The 17545-nt window shown below is 66.0% G+C and carries 16 protein-coding genes; 10 read left to right on the top strand and 6 right to left on the bottom strand.

The annotated features are described in order from the left end of the window. Window positions 1–4 precede the first annotated feature (4 nt). Window positions 5–901: a prolipoprotein diacylglyceryl transferase family protein gene (locus WDA27_00800; protein MFA5889485.1), complete on the bottom strand. Its 897-nt coding sequence runs from the start codon at window positions 899–901 to the stop codon at window positions 5–7. Between the two features lie 62 nt (window positions 902–963). Between WDA27_00800 and pafA the strand changes: the two genes are divergently transcribed. Next, on the top strand, window positions 964–2322 hold the full coding sequence (pafA, locus tag WDA27_00795; protein MFA5889484.1) for a Pup--protein ligase: 1359 nt from the start codon (window positions 964–966) through the stop codon (window positions 2320–2322). 17 nt (window positions 2323–2339) lie between these two features. On the opposite strand, the gene WDA27_00790 is transcribed toward pafA, so the two are convergent. After that, entirely contained in the window at window positions 2340–3392 is a 1053-nt protein-coding gene (locus WDA27_00790) for a DUF3866 family protein (protein MFA5889483.1), read from the bottom strand. 41 nt (window positions 3393–3433) lie between these two features. Here WDA27_00790 and WDA27_00785 point away from each other — a divergent pair, with 41 nt between their 5' ends. Beyond that, window positions 3434–4372 carry a WYL domain-containing protein gene (locus tag WDA27_00785; protein MFA5889482.1) on the top strand — a complete coding sequence of 313 codons (939 nt, stop codon included), beginning with the start codon at window positions 3434–3436 and terminating at the stop codon, window positions 4370–4372. Window positions 4373–4374: 2 nt separating this feature from the next. Continuing rightward, complete coding sequence (locus tag WDA27_00780) at window positions 4375–5361, top strand: WYL domain-containing protein (protein ID MFA5889481.1); 987 nt, start codon at window positions 4375–4377, stop codon at window positions 5359–5361. Here WDA27_00780 and WDA27_00775 read toward each other — a convergent pair. Continuing rightward, window positions 5340–6347, bottom strand: coding sequence for a HAMP domain-containing sensor histidine kinase (locus tag WDA27_00775; protein ID MFA5889480.1), 1008 nt, complete (start codon window positions 6345–6347; stop codon window positions 5340–5342). The two genes, WDA27_00780 and WDA27_00775, sit on opposite strands and share 22 nt — an antisense overlap. A 275-nt stretch (window positions 6348–6622) precedes the next feature. Between WDA27_00775 and WDA27_00770 the strand changes: the two genes are divergently transcribed. The 6 genes from WDA27_00770 to WDA27_00745 are packed head-to-tail and all read left to right on the top strand — an operon-like array spanning window position 6623 to window position 11977. Next, window positions 6623–6949, top strand: coding sequence for a hypothetical protein (locus WDA27_00770; GenBank protein ID MFA5889479.1), 327 nt, complete (start codon window positions 6623–6625; stop codon window positions 6947–6949). A 33-nt stretch (window positions 6950–6982) separates the two neighbouring features. After that, window positions 6983–7303: a hypothetical protein gene (locus WDA27_00765; GenBank protein MFA5889478.1), complete on the top strand. Its 321-nt coding sequence runs from the start codon at window positions 6983–6985 to the stop codon at window positions 7301–7303. Then, window positions 7300–7572, top strand: coding sequence for a twin-arginine translocase TatA/TatE family subunit (locus tag WDA27_00760; protein ID MFA5889477.1), 273 nt, complete (start codon window positions 7300–7302; stop codon window positions 7570–7572). Before WDA27_00765 ends, WDA27_00760 begins: the two co-directional genes overlap by 4 nt. A gap of 60 nt (window positions 7573–7632) precedes the next feature. Then, window positions 7633–8358, top strand: a complete 726-nt coding sequence (gene tatC, locus WDA27_00755) for a twin-arginine translocase subunit TatC (protein ID MFA5889476.1) — start codon at window positions 7633–7635, stop codon at window positions 8356–8358. 3 nt (window positions 8359–8361) lie between these two features. Then, a complete protein-coding gene (locus tag WDA27_00750) occupies window positions 8362–10983 on the top strand; it encodes a DEAD/DEAH box helicase (GenBank protein ID MFA5889475.1) in 2622 nt (873 codons plus the stop codon). 22 nt (window positions 10984–11005) lie between these two features. Then, the gene (locus WDA27_00745) at window positions 11006–11977 is read left to right on the top strand and encodes a diacylglycerol kinase family protein (protein ID MFA5889474.1); all 972 of its coding nucleotides are present in this window, start codon (window positions 11006–11008) and stop codon (window positions 11975–11977) included. 12 nt (window positions 11978–11989) lie between these two features. On the opposite strand, the gene WDA27_00740 is transcribed toward WDA27_00745, so the two are convergent. Beyond that, window positions 11990–12517, bottom strand: a complete 528-nt coding sequence (locus WDA27_00740; GenBank protein ID MFA5889473.1) for a hypothetical protein — start codon at window positions 12515–12517, stop codon at window positions 11990–11992. 157 nt (window positions 12518–12674) lie between these two features. Between WDA27_00740 and WDA27_00735 the strand changes: the two genes are divergently transcribed. Next, window positions 12675–13814 (top strand): acyl-CoA dehydrogenase family protein, encoded by a 1140-nt coding sequence (locus tag WDA27_00735; GenBank protein ID MFA5889472.1) that lies wholly within the window; start codon window positions 12675–12677, stop codon window positions 13812–13814. A gap of 12 nt (window positions 13815–13826) precedes the next feature. Here the strand turns inward: WDA27_00735 and WDA27_00730 are convergent, their stop codons facing one another. After that, the gene (locus WDA27_00730) at window positions 13827–16388 is read right to left on the bottom strand and encodes an SMC family ATPase (GenBank protein MFA5889471.1); all 2562 of its coding nucleotides are present in this window, start codon (window positions 16386–16388) and stop codon (window positions 13827–13829) included. Next, window positions 16385–17545: an exonuclease SbcCD subunit D gene (locus WDA27_00725; protein MFA5889470.1), complete on the bottom strand. Its 1161-nt coding sequence runs from the start codon at window positions 17543–17545 to the stop codon at window positions 16385–16387. The genes WDA27_00730 and WDA27_00725 overlap by 4 nt, the downstream gene beginning before the upstream one ends.

Raw genomic sequence — 17545 nt, 5'->3', positions numbered from 1 at the left:
AGACCTACGAGGTCCCCGCGGGGTCGCCCTGCCCGTCATCGGACGCAACTATCGGTGATCCCTCATCGATCATGCGGCCGACGTCCGATTCGCTATTGTCCGCGCTTAGGACGGGGCGGCTTCGAGCAAGGCGAACCATAAAGACGGTTCCTCCCAGGATGATCGCGACCGATATCCACTGCGTGCCGTGGAGCCACAGGAAGGTGGCAGCCTGGGTGCGGATGAAGTCGGTCGCGAAGCGCGCGACGGCATACCACGTGGCTGCGAACGCGATCAGGAACCCGTTTGGGCGAGGTTTCCGGGACACGTACAGCAGGACGCAAAGCAGGACGGTGACGTTCATCAGGTCGTATAGCGCCGGCTGATGCACCACGGCGCCGACCGGCAGGACGCGGTCGGGGAGACGCCCGCCGCGGTACTGCCACCCCAGGAAGAACGTCGTCGCCCCCCCCAGATGGTCGCCGATGATGAGGTCACCGATCCGCCCGAAAACCAAGCCGAGCGGGAAGCCCGGGGCGGCTGCCTCCAGCACGTGGACGTAGTTCAGGCGGTGCTTGCGGGCATAGGGGTAGGCGGCTGCGATTCCTCCGAAGATGCCCCCGTACAGAACGAGCCCGCCTTCCCAGACCCTGAAGATGTCCAGAGGGGCGGTGGCGTAGTAGTCGATGTGTCCGATGACGTAAAAGACGCGCGCGCCGACAACAACTCCGAGCACGGCGTACATGAGCATGTTCCAGATGTGCTCGCGCGCAATCCCGAACATCCGCTCGGCGCGACGAGCGAGAAGGTTGCCGCCGGCGGCGTAACCCAGAGCAATGCCGATGCCGTGCGGGGAGATCGCGAGTGGACCGAGATGGATCCGGTCCAAGACTCGCCAGCCGAGGTACGCAAGAAGGCTCATCGAGCGGCAGGCTACCACCGAAGGGGACGGGTTTCTCTCCGGCGCGCACGTAAACTGAACGCATGGACCGGCGCATCTTCGGGCTCGAGAACGAATACGGCGTCACATGCACCTTCCGAGGGCAACGGCGCCTCAGTCCGGACGAGGTTGCGCGGTACCTGTTCCGTCGGGTCGTTTCGTGGGGACGGTCCTCAAACGTCTTTCTGGAAAACGGCGCGCGCCTGTACCTGGACGTCGGGTCGCACCCGGAGTACGCAACGCCCGAGTGCGACAACATCCTGGACCTCATCGCGCACGACAAGGCCGGAGAGCGCGTCCTGGAGGGCTTGCTGGCGGCCGCCGAGCACCGGCTGCACGAAGAGGGCATCGCGGGTGAGATCTACCTGTTCAAGAACAACACCGACTCGGCAGGCAACTCCTACGGCTGCCACGAGAACTACCTCGTTTCTCGCTACGGTGAGTTTCAGAAGCTTGCGGATGTCTTGATCCCGTTCTTGGTAACCCGCCAGATCTACGCCGGCGCCGGCAAGGTGCTTCAGACGCCGCGCGGCGCGCTGTTCTGTCTGGCTCAGCGGGCCGAGCACATTTGGGAAGGCGTATCGAGCGCTACCACGCGGTCACGCCCCATCATCAACACGCGTGACGAGCCTCACGCCGACGCGGAGCGTTACAGGCGTCTGCACGTCATCGTGGGCGATTCCAATATGAGCGAGTACACGGCCCTGCTGAAGGTGGGGACGACCGACCTCGTCTTGCGCATGATTGAGGAGGGCGTTGTGATGCGGGATCTTTCCCTCGAGAACCCAATCCGCTCGATCCGCGAGATCTCCCACGACATCACATGTCGCCGCCGCATGCGCCTGGCCGGCGGTCGCGAGATGAGCGCGCTGGAGATCCAGATGGAGTACTTCGACCGCGCACAGAAGTTCGTGGAACGGCGTGGGCTCGATGGACTGCCGGCCAGGGTGATCCGGATGTGGGGTGAGGCCCTGAATCTGCTCGATGCGCAAGACCTCGGGCCTCTGGACGGGAAGCTGGACTGGGTCACCAAGCACGCCTTGATTGAGCGCTACCGCGCGCGGGACGACCTGCCGCTCGCGCACCCGAAGGTCGCCTTGATCGACCTTGCCTACCACGATGTGAACCGGCAGCGCGGGCTGTATTACCTGCTGGAGCGCCGCGGCAAGATGGTCCGGGTCATCGACGAGCAGGATGCGGTGCGGGCAATGGACGAGCCTCCCCAGACGACGCGCGCGCGCCTGCGCGGTGAGTTCATCCGTAAGGCCAAGGAGCGCCGACGTGACTTCACCGTCGACTGGGTGCACTTGAAGCTCAACGACCAAGCTCAGCGCACGGTGCTGTGCAAGGATCCGTTCAAGGCGCACGATGAGCGGGTGGAGCGCTTGATCGCATCGATGTAGCCGACGACGCAGGGCGGTCAGCGCGGGGCTTCGACGGCGAGGACGGCGGCGGCGGCGGGGGAGCGGAAGTAGTCGGGATCGTCGGCGAACCCGCGCCCCATCGAACGCAACGGAACGGGGGACGAACTCAGCGCTTCCTCGGCAGGACCGAGCGGCACGTCGAGGATTCGATGGTGGCTCTCCGCGAGTTGAGAGTGGACGATCTCGTACCGTTCTGCGACGAGCGGGTGAGGGAGCGCAACGTCGACAACGGCATGGGTCACCGAAAGGGCCGTCAGCGTGTGGTGAGAAACCCCGCGATGTCGCTCTCTGGGATCAGCGAACGACATCCTCGGCGCGATGATTGGGCGGCCTCCCATCGCAGCCACGGCGTCGGCGATGCCGGCGGTCTCCAAGAGTGCGAACCCCCATCGGCTGCCGGTCCCCAGGTTCCCCGGACCCATGGCCACGATCACGATGTCGGCGCGCGCCACGGCCTTTGCGGCGGCCAGCGCCCCGTAGATCGTGACGGCCTCGTAGTCGCCGCCGGTGGCCTGGCCGGTGGTGATCGTCGCGTCGATCAGTCCGGCATCGCGAAGTCCGGCGAGCGTGCGGCTGAAGGCTGCATGTAGGGCTCCTGTGTCGGTCATGACGTAGGTGAGGCGCGCGTCGGGCGCGACGGCGTGCGCAGCAATTGCCGCAGGGGCAAGTGCACTGTGCAGTCCGGCTACGACAACCGGCAACCCCTCCAGCGACTCGACTGCGTCGATCGCCTCACGGTGGGTTTCCTCGACCGCGTCGACCGAGGTCTGTACCGGCGTGTAGCGCAGCTTCATAGCGTGTCCCGAGGGCTTACTGAGGTCACTTTCGGCGCCTTCGACGGCTACAACGAAGTGCACGCCTCCGGTACCGAGCCCAAGCGCGACCGCCGTGGTGTTGCAGATCACGGTCTGTCCGGCGCGAACGTCGCCCGTGAGCGAGGGGTAAGCAACCGCGCGTTCACGGGCGCCGTCTATCTCGACAACGAGATCGACGAGATCGCGGCGGGTCGGCCGCGCCTCGATCACCGTTCCGCGTCGTAGTCGTATCATGCGACAAGGCTACCCGTTCGCGGCAGGTTTATGAGAACCCCATGAGCAAGACCGAACGCTTGTTGAATCTCGTCGCGCTCTTACTCGACTCTCGACGCGCGCTCACCGCCGAGGAGATCCGCAATCGTATCCCCGGCTACGAGACGCAGTCCGACGACACCTTCCACCGGATGTTCGAGCGCGACAAGAACGAAATCCGCGAACTCGGGTTTGTGCTTGAGCAGGAGGATGATGTCTGGGGCGTCGACGTTCGCTACGGGATCAGCAAGGATCAATCGCTGCTGGGCGACCTCGGGCTCACGCCCGACGAAATGACGGCGCTTTCCCTCGCAGCGCAGGTGTGGGAGACGACCGGCGCTGAGGGATCGATGGGCATGCTCAAGCTCTCTGCGGGCGCAGGCGTGCAAGGTCCGGGGCCGGCCGGTTGGACGATGCCGAGGGTTCCGGTTGATGCCGACGTTGCCGTTCTGCTGGACGCCGTCGCGCGCCGCAAGCGTGTGACGTTTCGATACCACACCGGTGGCGCCGTCGATTCGCGACTACGTGTCGTTGAACCTCATGGGCTATATCACCGAGGTGGGTGGTACCTCGTCGGATACGACCGAGAGCGCGAGGCTGCGCGCAACTTCAAACTGTCCCGGGTCGACGGAGCCGTGGAAGTTGCTGCGGGGAAGGACTCAGATTTCGAGCGTCCGGAGCCTCCCCGCCTGGGTGTCCCTCGCGGGCCGTGGGAAGGTGCGGTCGTCGCAGAAGCACGCGTCGCGTTTGGGCCGAACTCGGCCTGGTGGGTCGAGCGCACAACCGGCGCGCGCAGAGTCGCGGACACCGAGGACGGTTGGGTCGAGCTGGTGATTCCCATGGCAGACGTCGATTCGTTCGCCGGATGGCTCGCAGGTTTTGCCGACGATGCGGTGGCGCTCGAGCCGGTCGAGCTGCGTGAGGCCGTCATACGCCGCTTGCGCGCGCTGGCGGGGTCCTAGAGATGCCTGCGGAGCGGACGGTTGAGCGCCTGCGGCGGATTCTGGTTCTCGTGCCGTGGGTAATGACGCACCCCGGGTGCACGGTAGATGAGGTGTGCGAGCGCTTCGGGATGAAGCGGGGCGATCTCGTCGCAGACCTCGAAATGCTCTTCGTATGCGGCGTACCTCCTTTCGGCCCCGGAGATCTCATTGTGGCCTTCGTCCAGGAGGATCAGGTTGTCGTGCAGATGGCCGACTACCTGTCGTCGCCGCCCCGGCTTACGCGAGCCGAAGCCATCGGGCTTTTGGTCGCAGGACGCGCGATCACCGCGCTACCTGGATTCGAGGAGGCGGAATCCCTGCGCGGGGCGCTTAAGAAGTTGGAGCGGGCGATCGTTCCCGGCGACGTAGACGATGTGCGCGAGGCGGCCTCGCGGATTGAGGTTGACCTGGCGACGGCCGGCCTCGATCTCCTTGGCGATCTTCGTGTCGCCATCGACGAGCGAAGGCGCCTCCGAATTCGCTACTTCTCGCGCGGGCGTTCCGAGATGACCGAACGGGAGATCGACCCTCTCTTGCTGCTGGCTGCCGCCGGTGCTTGGTATCTGGTGGCCTTCGATCATCACAGCGGAGAAGAGCGGACGTTCCGTGTCGACCGTATCCGGGACGCAGCGCGAACGGACGCGACTTTCACCATGCCCGCGCACTTCAACTCCGCGCAGTATGCGGCGGCTCCGCTGTTCACGCCGTCGCCGCATGATTGCACTGTAATTGTCGACGTCGGTCCGGACGCGGGGTGGCTACTGGAGGCGATACCCCACGAGGCCGCGCCGGCACCCTCTGAGGGATGGGCTCGAATGCGCATCCGCACGTCGCACTTCGCGTGGCTGGTGCGTTTACTGCTCGCCGCGGGACCGACAGCGCGCGCGGTCGAGCCGCCTATATTCGCCGAGCAGGTGCGTGAAGCGGCGCGGCGAGGGCTCGCTCGCTACGAGGCGCGCGACGACTGAGTTCCGGAATCGCCGGCGGCGCTGTTCGCGGCCGGCAGGCTGAAGGTGAATGTTGATCCCTCGCCTGGAGTGCTCCGCGCGCAAATGTTGCCGCCGTGCGCTTCCACGAATGCCTTGACGATGTACAGCCCAAGACCGGTGCCCTGAGTGGAGGAGGCTGTTGCGGGCAGGCGGACGAATCGGTGGAACAGCTTCTTCAAGTCGTCGGGACCAACTCCGCATCCCTCGTCACGCACGGAGACTTCCACCATCGATCCGGCACGGCGGACAGAGATCCGAACAGGCGCGCTCTCGGGCGAGTACTTAACGGCGTTGTCGATGAGGTTAATGAGGATCTCTTCGGTCTTGTTCCGATCGGCGTGCACCAGCGTTTCCGGATCGCCGACGATGTCGATCCGGCGTCCCTCCCACTTCCCGCCGAATTGGTCGCGCACATCCTCGGCGAGCCCGGCGAGGTCGATGTCGCTGGGGGAAAGCGAAATTCGACCCGCGTCGATGCGCGACACCCTGAGCAGATCGTCGACGAGGTGCGCGAGGCGCTCGGACTGATCGTTGACCATGCCCAAGAACTCAGTCCGGCGCTCGGGCGTGATGCGGTCGGCCTTCGTTGCGAGCGTGCGGGCATAGCCCTTGATCGCCGTCACCGGCGCGCGCAGTTCATGCGCTGCGATCGACACGAAGTCCCGCTGTGCGGCTTCGCGTTCGCGGTCTGCCTCGAATCGCAGCATCAGTCGCTCGGTTTCAAGCTGCTCGCGTGTCGCGCGTTGGTTCGCGTCGGCAAGCGCGCGCTCGGTCGCCGCGACGTACAACATGAACGCGGACAGCGCGACGCCGAGAGCTGCGCCCAGCAGCAATGGGGTGGTCGGCGACCCGGCCGCGCTGCCGGCGGCTAGGAATGCGACCGCACCGCCCAGCAATCCGATGACGACGAATGTGACGAGTCTGAGATGCCCACGTGCACGCGTGAGTTCGCTCTGGATCCGCACCAAGCTCCCTTCTTCCTTCAACAAACATCGGCGCGCGGCGGGTGCGGGTATAGGCCCGTGATGCCGGACCTGTCCCGATCTTGGCCCTCCGCGAACTGTGCCCGAGCGCGCCGCTGCGTCCGATTGATCCCCTGGTCGGACCCCTGCACGGGCGAACCGCTGAAGGGCGTCGTCGTTTGTACGGGAGAAGGCGGCAGTTCGCGGGAAATCAGTTAAAGCGGCACCCGCTGATGCCGATACTCGGGTCAAGCAAGACGATAGGCATGGAGGCGGACGTGACAACTATCAGGGCAACGTGCCCCACGTGTGGAGAGGTCGAGCTGACGCCCGACGACATACTTCTCATGGTTTGCACGCAGGCCGCCGCTTCGTACTACCAGTTCGATTGCCCGTTGTGCTCTGAGGAAGTCCAGAAGCCCGCAGACGATCGCGTCGTGCAGTTGCTGATCTCCGGAGGCGTCGCGGCGACGGTGTGGGACTTGCCGGGCGAGGATCACCCCCGGTTCCAGGGACCGCCGATCACGCTCGACGACCTGCTCGACTTTCACCTGCTGCTGCAAGAGCCGAACTGGTTCAACCACTTCCTCGAAGTCAGCGCGTAGCCTGCGCATCCGGCGCAGTAGACTGGCGCCGACATGCACACCTTCGCCCTTGCAACCGCCGGCATCGCGTTCCTCGCGGCCCTGCTTGTTTTCGGCGCCCTTGTCGTGGCGACCTATGCGCTCGGACTGGCGCGCGCCGCGAGAGATCTCGCCTCCCACGCCGCACGTACCGACGCCGACCTCCGCAGCGGTCTAGCGGTCGTTCGTCGCGAGATGGACCAAGCGGAGACGAAGATCGAGCGAATCGGGAGGGAACGTCGCGGCCGGCACCGCCGGCCTCCAACTCCTACCCAAGGTGTAACATCTGAACTGCTGGCGACACAGGGTCCCGCGAACGGAAGGAAGATCGGATGAGAAGCATCTTGGCCCTCGATGTTGGCCCGCAGGAGATCATTGTCGTTCTCCTCCTTGCTCTTCTGCTGTTCGGCGCGAAGCGCTTGCCGGAGATCGGGAAGGGCCTGGGCAAGGGCATTAGGGAGTTCCGGGATGCCACCAAGGGACTCGCGGATGATGTCAAGAGCGGGCTGGAAGGCGATGGGAAGTCGGCCCCTGATGCGAAGACGTCGCAAACCACTCCACCGCCGGCAAGGCAGGACGACGGCAACAACTCGCCCGGTTCGTAGGCCGACCGGACCCCACTCGACTTGAGGCTGCGGCTGCGCAGAAAGGCTCGGGACGGTCGGATGACCGTCATCGAGCATCTTGACGAACTTCGCTATCGACTGGTCATTAGCATCGTCGCGTTCGTCGTCGGATCCATCATCGCGTACGTGGTCTACAAGCCGGTGCTTCAGTTTCTCAAGGCCCCTCTCGATGAGGCTGTGCGCAACGGAGCGGTCGGGTCCGAAGTTCGCGGCGAACTCGATCTGTACGTGACCGGTATCGCCACCGGTTTCATCATCCGCATCAAGGCAAGCGCGTTTGCCGGCTTGATCTTTGCGTTGCCGGTCATCCTTTATCAGTTCTGGCGTTTCATCACGCCGGGCCTGGAGCCCCGTGAGCGCAAGTTCGCCGTTCCCTTTGTCCTGTCCGCGCTGGCGTTGTTCGCGCTTGGCGCCTACGTCGCGTTCCTCATCCTGCCGCTGGGCATCAAGTTCTTGCTCGGGTTTGTTTCTCCGGCGCAACCGTTGATTCACCTGACGGAGTACCTGTCGTTCGTGTTTCTGATGATCCTTGCATTCGGCGCGACTTTCGAGTTCCCGCTCGTGTTGGTCTTTCTCGCGATGGCGGACATCTTGACGTCGCGCCAGTTGCGAAAGGCCCGGCGCGCGGCGTTCTTCATTGCCTTCGTCGTCGCGGCCGTGGCGACTCCCTCGGGGGATCCGCTGAGCCAGACGGTGATGGCGGTTCCGCTGTACGTGTTGTACGAGGCCTCGATACTAGTGATCCGTTTCGGCCTGAAGAAGTAACCGATGGACCTTCTCTCCGCATTTGAGCGCACGTGTCCATTTCCTCTGGACGACTTCCAGCGTGCTGCCGGTGACGCCCTGGCCGGTGACCGCAGCGTCCTGGTGTGCGCTCCGACGGGGGCCGGGAAGACCGTGGTCGGGGAGTTCGGTATCTGGCTCGCGCTGCGGCGGAAAGAGAAGGCTTTCTACACGACACCTCTGAAGGCTCTGTCCAACCAGAAGTTCGGGGACTTCATCGCGCGCCACGGAGGGCCGAGCGTCGGACTGCTTACAGGCGACAACTCGATCAACGGCGAGGCGCCGGTTGTCGTGATGACGGCCGAGGTGCTGCGCAACATGATCTACGAGGATTCACCGACGCTGCGTGGACTTGGCGTCGTCGTGCTGGATGAAGTGCACTACCTGAGGGACCAGTACCGCGGCGCCACATGGGAGGAGATACTGATCCACCTCCCACGTGAGGTTCGAATCGTGGCTTTGTCGGCCACGGTTTCCAACGCATCCGAATTCGGAGCATGGTTGCGAACAGTGCGTGGCCCGACCGATATCGTCGTGGAAGAGCGGCGTCCCGTTCCGATCGAGCATGTGTACATGGCAGGCACGCGGATGTACCCGATGTTTCTTCGCGAGGGCAACCGCTTGGTTTCAAACCCGGCCCTGCGTCGCCTCCGGGAGCCGGAGCGGCACGGAGGCGGTGCGCGCCGCGGTGGAAGTGCTCCTGCGCGCGGGCGGGTGCGCATTCCGGATCGAGTTGAGGTCGTCGAGCGCCTTCGCGAGGAGGGAATGCTGCCGGCGATCACGTTCGTCTTCTCGCGGGCCGGATGCGAGCAAGCTGTGGACATGTGCCGCGCTGCCGGCCTGACGCTTACCGACGCGGACGAGCGTGAACGTATTCGCGAGTACATCCAGATGCGCACGGCGCTCCTTCCCGAGCAGGACCATGGTGTGCTTCGTTTCGAAGAATGGGCTGACGGATTGGAGCGCGGAATCGCGGCCCACCACGCCGGGTTGATCCCACTGTTCAAGGAAACAGTCGAGGAGTTGTTCGAGCGCGCGCTGGTCAAGGTGGTCTTCGCAACCGAGACGTTGTCGCTCGGCATCAACATGCCGGCGAAGACCGTGGTCATCGAGCGGCTGATGAAGTTCACGGGGGAACGACACGAGTTGTTGACCCCCGCCGACTACACGCAACTCACCGGCAGGGCAGGACGGCGCGGTATGGACCCCGTGGGTTACGGGGTGACATTGGTTCAGCGCGACGTCCACCTGGACAAGATCACCGCGCTGGCCCAAGCGGCGGCGTATCCACTCGTGTCGTCTTTCAGGCCGTCCTACAACATGGCTGTGAACTTGCTGCGCTACAACACGGTCGCGCAGGCGACGCGCCTGCTCAACCTTTCGTTTGGGCAGTTCCTGGCGGACCAAAGCGTCTCGCAGCACGTGGGTCGCATCGGGCGAAACGAGCGATTTCTCGAAGGGTATCGGACGCACGTCACGTGTGATGCGGGGGACTTCGCTGAGTACTGGGCGCTTGCGCGATCGATCCGAGCAGCCGATCGAGCCTCGCAGGACGAGTTCCGGCGCGACCGGACCAGGATCGTGCGCGCGGCCTTTGAGTCTCTGCGCCCCGGTGCCGTCGTGCGTGTTCGACGCGGGCCCCGTTCGGGGGTCGCCGCCGTTCTGGAAGTGCGCAGAGGCAAGGGCGGGGAGCCGCATCCGGTTGCGATGACCGCCGACGGCAAGATCGTTCGCCTTGCCATTCGCGACTTCCGCGAAGCCCCCGATGTCGTCAGCACGATGCGCCTGCCGCAAGGAGATCCTCGTTCCGGCCCGTTTCGCGATGCCGTCACGCGTCGCCTTTCGTCGTTGAGGCAGGAGCAGCACAACGGCGGAGCGTCGGCACCCGCGCGCGCGCGCAGTCAAGCCGAGGATCTTCGGGCTCACCCGGTGTGGTCCTGCCCCGATCGCGACGAGCACGAGAGATGGATGCAGCGCATCGAAGAGTTGGAGCGCGAGACCGCGATCTTGCGAAAGAAGGTGCGCGCCCGCACGGAGACTCTCGCCCGCACGTTCGAACGGGTGATCGCAGTGTTGGATCGATTCGGGTATCTCCACGAGGGCTCCTCGACAACATCCGGACACCGGCTGTCGCGGATCTACAACGAGAGCGACTTGCTGGTCTGCGAGGCGCTGGACGCGGGAGTGTTCGACGGGCTGCAACCAGCCGAGCTTGCCGCCGTCGCCTCCACGCTGGTGTACGAGACTCGAATCGGCGTGCCTCGCCCCACGTACCCCAGCGACGCCGTTCGCCGGTCGGTGCGCGCGCTTGGTCGACTCTATAGACGCGTTCATGACGCGGAAGAAACCGAGCACTTGGAGATCGTCCGCGAGCCCGATCCGGGTTTCATCGAGCAGATCCACGCGTGGGCTACCGGTTCGTTGCTGGAGGACGTGCTGGACCTCGGTGAAATGACCGCCGGCGACTTCGTGCGATCGGCGAAACAGGTCGTAGATCTGTTGCGGCAGCTGGCTGAAATCGAGGCGCCGGGGGAGTTTCGGACCGCATGCAAGGCGGCCGCGACTTCCGTCTACCGCGGTGTCGTCGCCTACAGCGGGGCCTTGTAGTCGGTCGGGTAATATCGGGCATATGACCACGTCTCCGTTTGGACGAATGCTCGTCGTCGTCAACACGCGCGCCGGCCGCGGCGCAATGCGCCACGCGTGGCCCAAGGTCCGCGAGGTGCTCGAAGCGGCGGGGCTCGAATACGAGGTTGCGCCGACCGAGCGTCCCGGACACGCAACCGAACTCGCGCGCGCCGGAATCGAAAGCGGCATTCGCTACGTCGTTGCCGTGGGCGGAGACGGGACCGTTCACGAGGTCGTGAACGGAATGATGGGGGAGAACGGACCCCTCGACCCCGAAGCGGTACTGGGCGTCGTGCCCTCGGGAAGTGGATCGGACTTCGGCCGGACGTACGGCATGGCGCAAGATCCGGCGATTGCCGCGCAACACCTTGCCGGCGACACGTTGTGGGGTCGGATCGACGTCGCGCGCATCGCGTACACCGCCTTCGACGGCACCGCGGGACAGCGGTGGTTCGCCAACATCGCCGAGGTGGGCATCGGGGGCGACGTCGTCGTCGAGGCGGTGCAGATGCCCAAGTGGCTGGGAGGTCTGACTTACCGGCTGGCGGCAGTGAAAGCGATCACTCGCTTCCGCCCGCAAAGGGCGTCGATCCGCATGAACGCGCGCGCGGCGACGTCGCGCGCGGCGACGGAGCCGCTCGCCGACGTCGTGCACGAATCACCGGTATCCCTCGTCGTCATCGCGAACGGACAGTTCTTCGGCGGCAACCTTCGGGTGGTGCCGCGCGCGATTCCCAGCGACGGAATGCTGGACGTTCTGATCGCATCAGGAACCAAGTGGGACGGAATCCGGATGCTTCAGCGCATGCCGTCGGGCACGCACATCCCGAGTCCGAACGTCTTGGAGTACCTAGCGAACAGCCTGTCTATGGATGCCCCCCGGCCGATGACGGTGGAGGCCGACGGCGAGCCGCTTGGAACCACGCCCGTAACGGTGGATCTTGTTCCGGCGGCCCTGCGTCTGAAGATCTAGGGCCGCTCGCGGCTAGATACCCACCATCCAGCGCCGGACTCGCCCGCGGTGCAGCCACAGAGCGCCTAAAGCCGCGACGATGAGCAGTACCGTCGATCTCGTCGGAAAGGCCGGAGATTCCTCTCCCGGGCTGATCGCCAACCCGCGCGTGGTCCCCTGCGATGTCGTGCGGCCCGGGACGTACGGCGATGGATACGCCGGAGGCGGCTGGTATGGCTGCGCAGCGGACGCGCCGGGGAATCCCGGCCAAGACGAGGGGAAGCCGGTCGGGAAGGCAAACGGGGTCAACGTCGGCTGCGGCGCCGGATCCGGAGACGGTGCGCGCGTCGGCGACGGTGAGGGAGTCGGTGTCGCCGAATGCGTGGGCGTCGGAGAAGGGCTGGGCGACGGGCTTGGGGAGGGGCAAAGCCGGCCACCCAGCGGAGTGCCGTCAAAGGTGCAGTCCGCGCGCGCAATCGATGGGAACGCCCCGATCAGGACGCACGCCAAAACCGCAGCCCCCGCAAGGGCGGCCGTGCGAGCGAGGCGGTATCTCATCATCAGTTCAACGATGCCATTCGCCTTCGGGGTGCACAGTTCCTTCTCTCATGCCCGCAGAGGCCGACGGTTCGCGGCCTCTGCCCGATATGCTCCACATCATCGCGCATCGATCGGCGCGACGCCCGGCGGCCGGCCGCCGGAGGAACGAGGAGGCTTAGTGAGCGAACCAGTGGGATTGACCGAGGAGCGGCGCGCGCTGCTGGACGTAGTACGCCGGATTTGCGCGCGCGAGATCGCCCCGCACGCCGGCGAGTGGGAAAGGACTGCGACGTTTCCACGCGCCGCCTTCAAGGCGCTCGGTGCGGCCGGGCTTCTGGGGCTTCCCTACCCGGAGGAGTACGGCGGCGGCGCGCAGCCGTACGAAGTGAACTTGATGGTGATCGAGGAACTCTCCTCGGCGCTGCTGTCCGTCGGTGTTGGCGCAAGCGTCCAGACGCTGACGATCTTCCCCACGGCGGTCTTCGGCACCGATGAGCAGCGCGCCGCGTGGATGCCGCCGGCGTGCGCCGGGGAGTGGCTCGGTTCTTATTGCCTATCCGAGCCGGAGAGCGGCTCCGACGCAGCGGCACTCACGACGCGCGCGCGCCGCGACGGCGATACCTACGTCGTATCCGGAACGAAGGCTTGGGTCACTCACGGCGGGGAGAGCGATTACTACGTTGTCTTCGTGCGCACGGGCGACGCCGGCCCCGGCGGAATCTCGGCGCTGTTCGTTCCCGCCGACACTCCGGGAGTCTCCCGGGCAAAGCTCGAACGCAAGATGGGACTGCGCTCGTCGCCGACCGGACAGATGCTGTTCGATGATGCCCGGGTTCCGGTCGCGAACCTCATCGGTGTGGAGAACGAGGGCTTTCGCATTGCGATGGCGGCGCTCGACGGCGGGCGACTCGGCATCGCGGCCGCATCGAACGGATTGTCGCGCGCGGCGCTGGCGGCTGCCGTGGCCTTTGCTAAGGAACGGCGACAGTTCGGACGCCCTGTGATCGAGTTCGAGGGGATCTCGTTCATGCTCGCGGACATGGCGACGGCACTGGAAGCCTCACGCAGCTTGACGTTCGAAGCTGCACGACGTCGCGACGCGGGCATGTCTTTCGCGAAGCAGGCGGCGATGGCGAAGCTCTTCGCGAGCGATACCGCAATGCGAATTACGACGGACGCCGTGCAGGTGCACGGCGGGTACGGTTACGTGGAGGAATTCCCGGCCGAGCGCTTCATGCGCGAAGCGAAGGTGCTCCAGATCGTCGAGGGGACGAACCAGATCCAGCGGCTGGTCATCGGGCGCGCGCTGGCGCGCTAAGCCCGGGACGCGTCACTGGTCCTGCTGGGTAATCACGCGACTTCCCTGAGGCGACTTCTCGATGATGATGCGACTGGGGAGCCGCTCGGCTAGGTCGCTGATGTGCGTGATAACGCCTACGGTGCGGCCGGTCCCGCCGATCTGCTCAATGGCTTGGACCACTTGCTCGAGGGATTCGGAGTCGAGCGTCCCGAAGCCTTCGTCAAGGAACAGGCTGTCCAGGCGTGCGGTTTGCAACATGCTCAGTGCTTGCACATGTTCGCTTAATGCCAGCGCGAGAGCCAGTGACGCGAGGAACGTCTCGCCACCCGAAAGCGTCTTCACGCTGCGGCGGTCCTCTCCGTTCCACACGTCCACGACGTGGAACTCGTCGTCTTCGCTTACCAGGCGATAGCGTCCATCCGAGAGGGCGGCCAAGTGCGCCGTCCCGGCGCCGCACAGCACTTGCAGCGCTTCGTTTTGCAGGAAGGCGATCAAGCGGTCGGCGCGCAATTCGGTCGCGAGCGCTTGGAACGCCTGCGCGCGCGCGCCGAGGCGTTCGACATCCTGCGCCATCTCGTTGCGGGTCGCCAACCGCCGCCGCACCGAGTCGGCATGGGCTTGTGCCGTCGCAGCGTCGCCGGCCGCCTTGCGAACTTCGGCGGCGAGCGCGCGCGCTATGCCTTCAACCGAACCGGTCGCCTGCACCAGACCCGCCGCGGCGGCCTCAGCTTCAGCGCACAAAGCGGCGCGACTTCGTTCTGCCTGCGCGGCGACATCGCCCAGCCCTTCGCGAACAATGCGCGCTCGGGCGACCACGTCGCGTGCCCAGATTGCAAGATCCGCAGCGCCCATGGGCGCGGGTTCCGGGTCTGCGACCGCGGCGCCGAGTTCGCCCGCGCGCGCCAGTACCGCCCCGGGATCGCGCGCGAGCATGGCCGCGCGCTCCGCGAGGACCTCGGCCTCAATGGCTGCGTGGCGCCGATCCGCGTCCGTCAGCCGCCCGGCGGCGGTTGCCAGCGTCTCTTTGGCCTGGGTTTCCAAGGCTGAAGCCGCGTCCAGGATTTCGATGCGTTCTTCAACCGCACCGACGGGATCTTCGGGCAGGGGCTCACCGAGGATCGGCGCGAGCGCGCTGGATGCCGTGGCATTGACGTCCGCCAGGGACATCATCTCCCGGTCGATTTGAGCGATCTCGGCGTCTAGATCGGCGCGATTGCGCTCGGCGTCGCGCAGCGCGCGCTCGGCGGCGACGACCCCGCCCTCGGCCGACTTCAGCTTGGCAGCGGCACTCTTGTCGGCAGCCTGCGCGCCTGCAAGCGTAAGTGCCGCCTCGGGGGAGGGGAGGTGCTCGAGCGTTCCGCCGCAGACCGGACACGCGTCGCCCGGATGCAGGCCGTCGCACAGGGCCGCAGCAAGATCGGCTCGTCGCGCCGCATCCAAGACCGCGTGCGCCTCTTCGATCGCGGTTTCCGCAACCGCGCGCGCGTCTGTTGCGCGAGCGACTTCCTGTGCGGCTGCTGCCACGGCGCGATCAAGTGCGGGAATGCGATCGACGGCTGTGGCGCGCGCTCGTTGCGCCCCCTGCATTCGCGCGCGCGATGCCGATAGCGTCTCAGCCGCACCGCGCGCGGCGGCCAGCGCGCGCATTCCGCCCGACTCCTCTTCCGCGCGCGCGCGAGCGGCCGACGCGGCTTCGGCGGCCTCGCCCGCGGCCTGGTGGGCGCGCGCCAGTCTGCCGAGCACGGGCGCTGCCTCGTCCAAACGACTTGAGGCTCTCGAGATCACCACTGCCGAGGTGTCCAACTGTTCGGCCACACGATCCAGCTCGCCCACGCAAACACGCACCTTCTCGTGCGCGCGGCGCTCGTGCTCCCATCGATCCGCAATGTCGGCAACCCGCTCGGACGCCTTCTCGATCGACTCCTCGCGCGCACGCGCTGCGTCGGCACGCTCGCATGCCGCAGTCAAGGCCTCGTCATCGACGCCCTCGTACTCGCGCTCGATCAGCGACGAATGTGCGGTCGCCTGCTGGTCGGCGTCACGCGCAATCGTGCCGGCGCGCTGTGCCATGTCCCGGAACAGCCGCAGTCCGAGCAACTCTGTGAGGATCTCGCGGCGCTTGGATGCTTCACCGACCAAGAACTCGGCGAACTTGCCTTGCGGGAGCAAGACCGAGCGGGTGAAGCCGTCGTAGTCGAGCCCGACGAGATCCTGGATGCGCGCGTTTACCAGGCCGACGCGATCGGCGCCGTCTCCGGCCTGGACCCACTCGCCGTCGCGCAGTTGTTCCAGGAGCACCTTGGTGCTCCCTCCGGAAGCCGGCGTTGCCCGCGTGATGCGATAGCGATCGTCCCCGACGCTGAAGACGAAGCCGACCGACATCTTCGCGCGACCCTGGCTCACCAGTTGTCCGACCTCGCGGCCGACGCGCTCGACTCGTCCGTACAAGGCGTAGGTGATCGCATCCAGGATCGAGGACTTGCCCGATCCGGTTGGGCCCGAGATGGCGAAGAGGTCGAGACCCTCGAAGTTGAGTTCTTGCCGTTCGCGGAACGAGGTGAACCCGGCGAGATCCAGGAGCACTGGTCTCACAGCGACTCACCCGCCATCTCGGCCAGGATCTCGTCGAAAGCCTCGGCGACCGCAGGATGCGGATCGCTTCCGTGCGCTTGGCGGTAGTAGGCGTTGAACTGCTCGTGAGGATTGAGCGTCGACAGGCCGGCGTGTGCGGCCTCGCCCTCGACGCGCTCGTACGCCAGGCGCACATCGACGGCCCCGGGAATCACCTCTCGAACACGTTCGGCCATCCCGGGAACCGGGCCGTCGGTCGCCACGAACGCGCGCACGTAGGCGCCGGCTACCTCCGGCGCGCGCGCCGCGACCTCGTCAAACGTGCCACGAATGTCGATCAGACGGCGTCCGGCCGACAGCTCGACCTCGCGCACCTGGGCCGGAGTTCCCGGCTTCGCGTCCACGATGGTGACGGACTTGGCCTGTCCTACATCGCCGAAGTCGAGTTGAAGGATCGAGCCCGGATAGCGCGCGTGCGCAGGCGCCCCCGGCACATCCTGTGCGCGGTGAACGTGACCGAGCGCAAGGTAGTTCACCGTGCCGGGCAGACGGGCCGGCGCGATCGCGTAGTTGAGTCCTATGGTCACTTCGCGCTCGCCGCCGCCCATGCGGGTGCCCGCCGCAAACACGTGTGCCAGCACGATGCGCACCCGATCCGGACTCATCGCCGCCGCGTAAGCGCCGAGCAAGTGCCCCATCCCGTCCGCGTACGATTGGTGCCACTCGCCGGCCGAGCCAAACAAGGCCGCGGGTTCCGCGTAGCGGCGCTCGGGAACGAAGGGCACGCACGCGATCTCGGCTTCGGTTCCGTCCCGCCCCTGAATGCGCACGATCCCGCCCGCATCCGGCCTGAGTGGCTTGTGCACGACGGTGATGCCCATCGGGTGCAGCAGTTGCGCGAGCGCACCCAAGCGGTCGGCGGAGTCGTGGTTGCCCGGGATCGCGACAACCGGAACGCCCGCCTCGTGCATGCGGACGAAGAACTCAAAAACGAGATGATCAGCGCCGGGGACCGGAAGACGCTGGTCGTAGATATCTCCGGCCAGCAATACGGCATCGACCCGCTCGTCGCGCGCGATTCCGGCGATTTCGGCGAGGGCGTCGGCGAACTCCTCCAGCCGTGAGCGCCCGCGAATCGCTTTGCCGACGTGCCAGTCGGCGGTGTGCAGGAATCGCAC

It is taken from the genome of Actinomycetota bacterium (assembly GCA_041658565.1).
Classification (GTDB): Bacteria; Actinomycetota; AC-67; order AC-67; family AC-67; genus JBAZZY01.
The sequence above is the reverse complement of the archived record's forward strand: the minus strand, read 5'-3'. Positions and strand labels throughout refer to the sequence as shown.

Coding starts and splice junctions, on each gene's coding strand:
- WDA27_00800 (MFA5889485.1), bottom strand. CDS start 901: ATGAGCCTTCTTGCGTACCTCGGCTGGCGAGTCTTGGACCGGATCCAT.
- pafA (MFA5889484.1), top strand. CDS start 964: ATGGACCGGCGCATCTTCGGGCTCGAGAACGAATACGGCGTCACATGC.
- WDA27_00790 (MFA5889483.1), bottom strand. CDS start 3,392: ATGATACGACTACGACGCGGAACGGTGATCGAGGCGCGGCCGACCCGC.
- WDA27_00785 (MFA5889482.1), top strand. CDS start 3,434: ATGAGCAAGACCGAACGCTTGTTGAATCTCGTCGCGCTCTTACTCGAC.
- WDA27_00780 (MFA5889481.1), top strand. CDS start 4,375: ATGCCTGCGGAGCGGACGGTTGAGCGCCTGCGGCGGATTCTGGTTCTC.
- WDA27_00765 (MFA5889478.1), top strand. CDS start 6,983: ATGCACACCTTCGCCCTTGCAACCGCCGGCATCGCGTTCCTCGCGGCC.
- WDA27_00760 (MFA5889477.1), top strand. CDS start 7,300: ATGAGAAGCATCTTGGCCCTCGATGTTGGCCCGCAGGAGATCATTGTC.
- tatC (MFA5889476.1), top strand. CDS start 7,633: ATGACCGTCATCGAGCATCTTGACGAACTTCGCTATCGACTGGTCATT.
- WDA27_00750 (MFA5889475.1), top strand. CDS start 8,362: ATGGACCTTCTCTCCGCATTTGAGCGCACGTGTCCATTTCCTCTGGAC.
- WDA27_00745 (MFA5889474.1), top strand. CDS start 11,006: ATGACCACGTCTCCGTTTGGACGAATGCTCGTCGTCGTCAACACGCGC.
- WDA27_00740 (MFA5889473.1), bottom strand. CDS start 12,517: ATGATGAGATACCGCCTCGCTCGCACGGCCGCCCTTGCGGGGGCTGCG.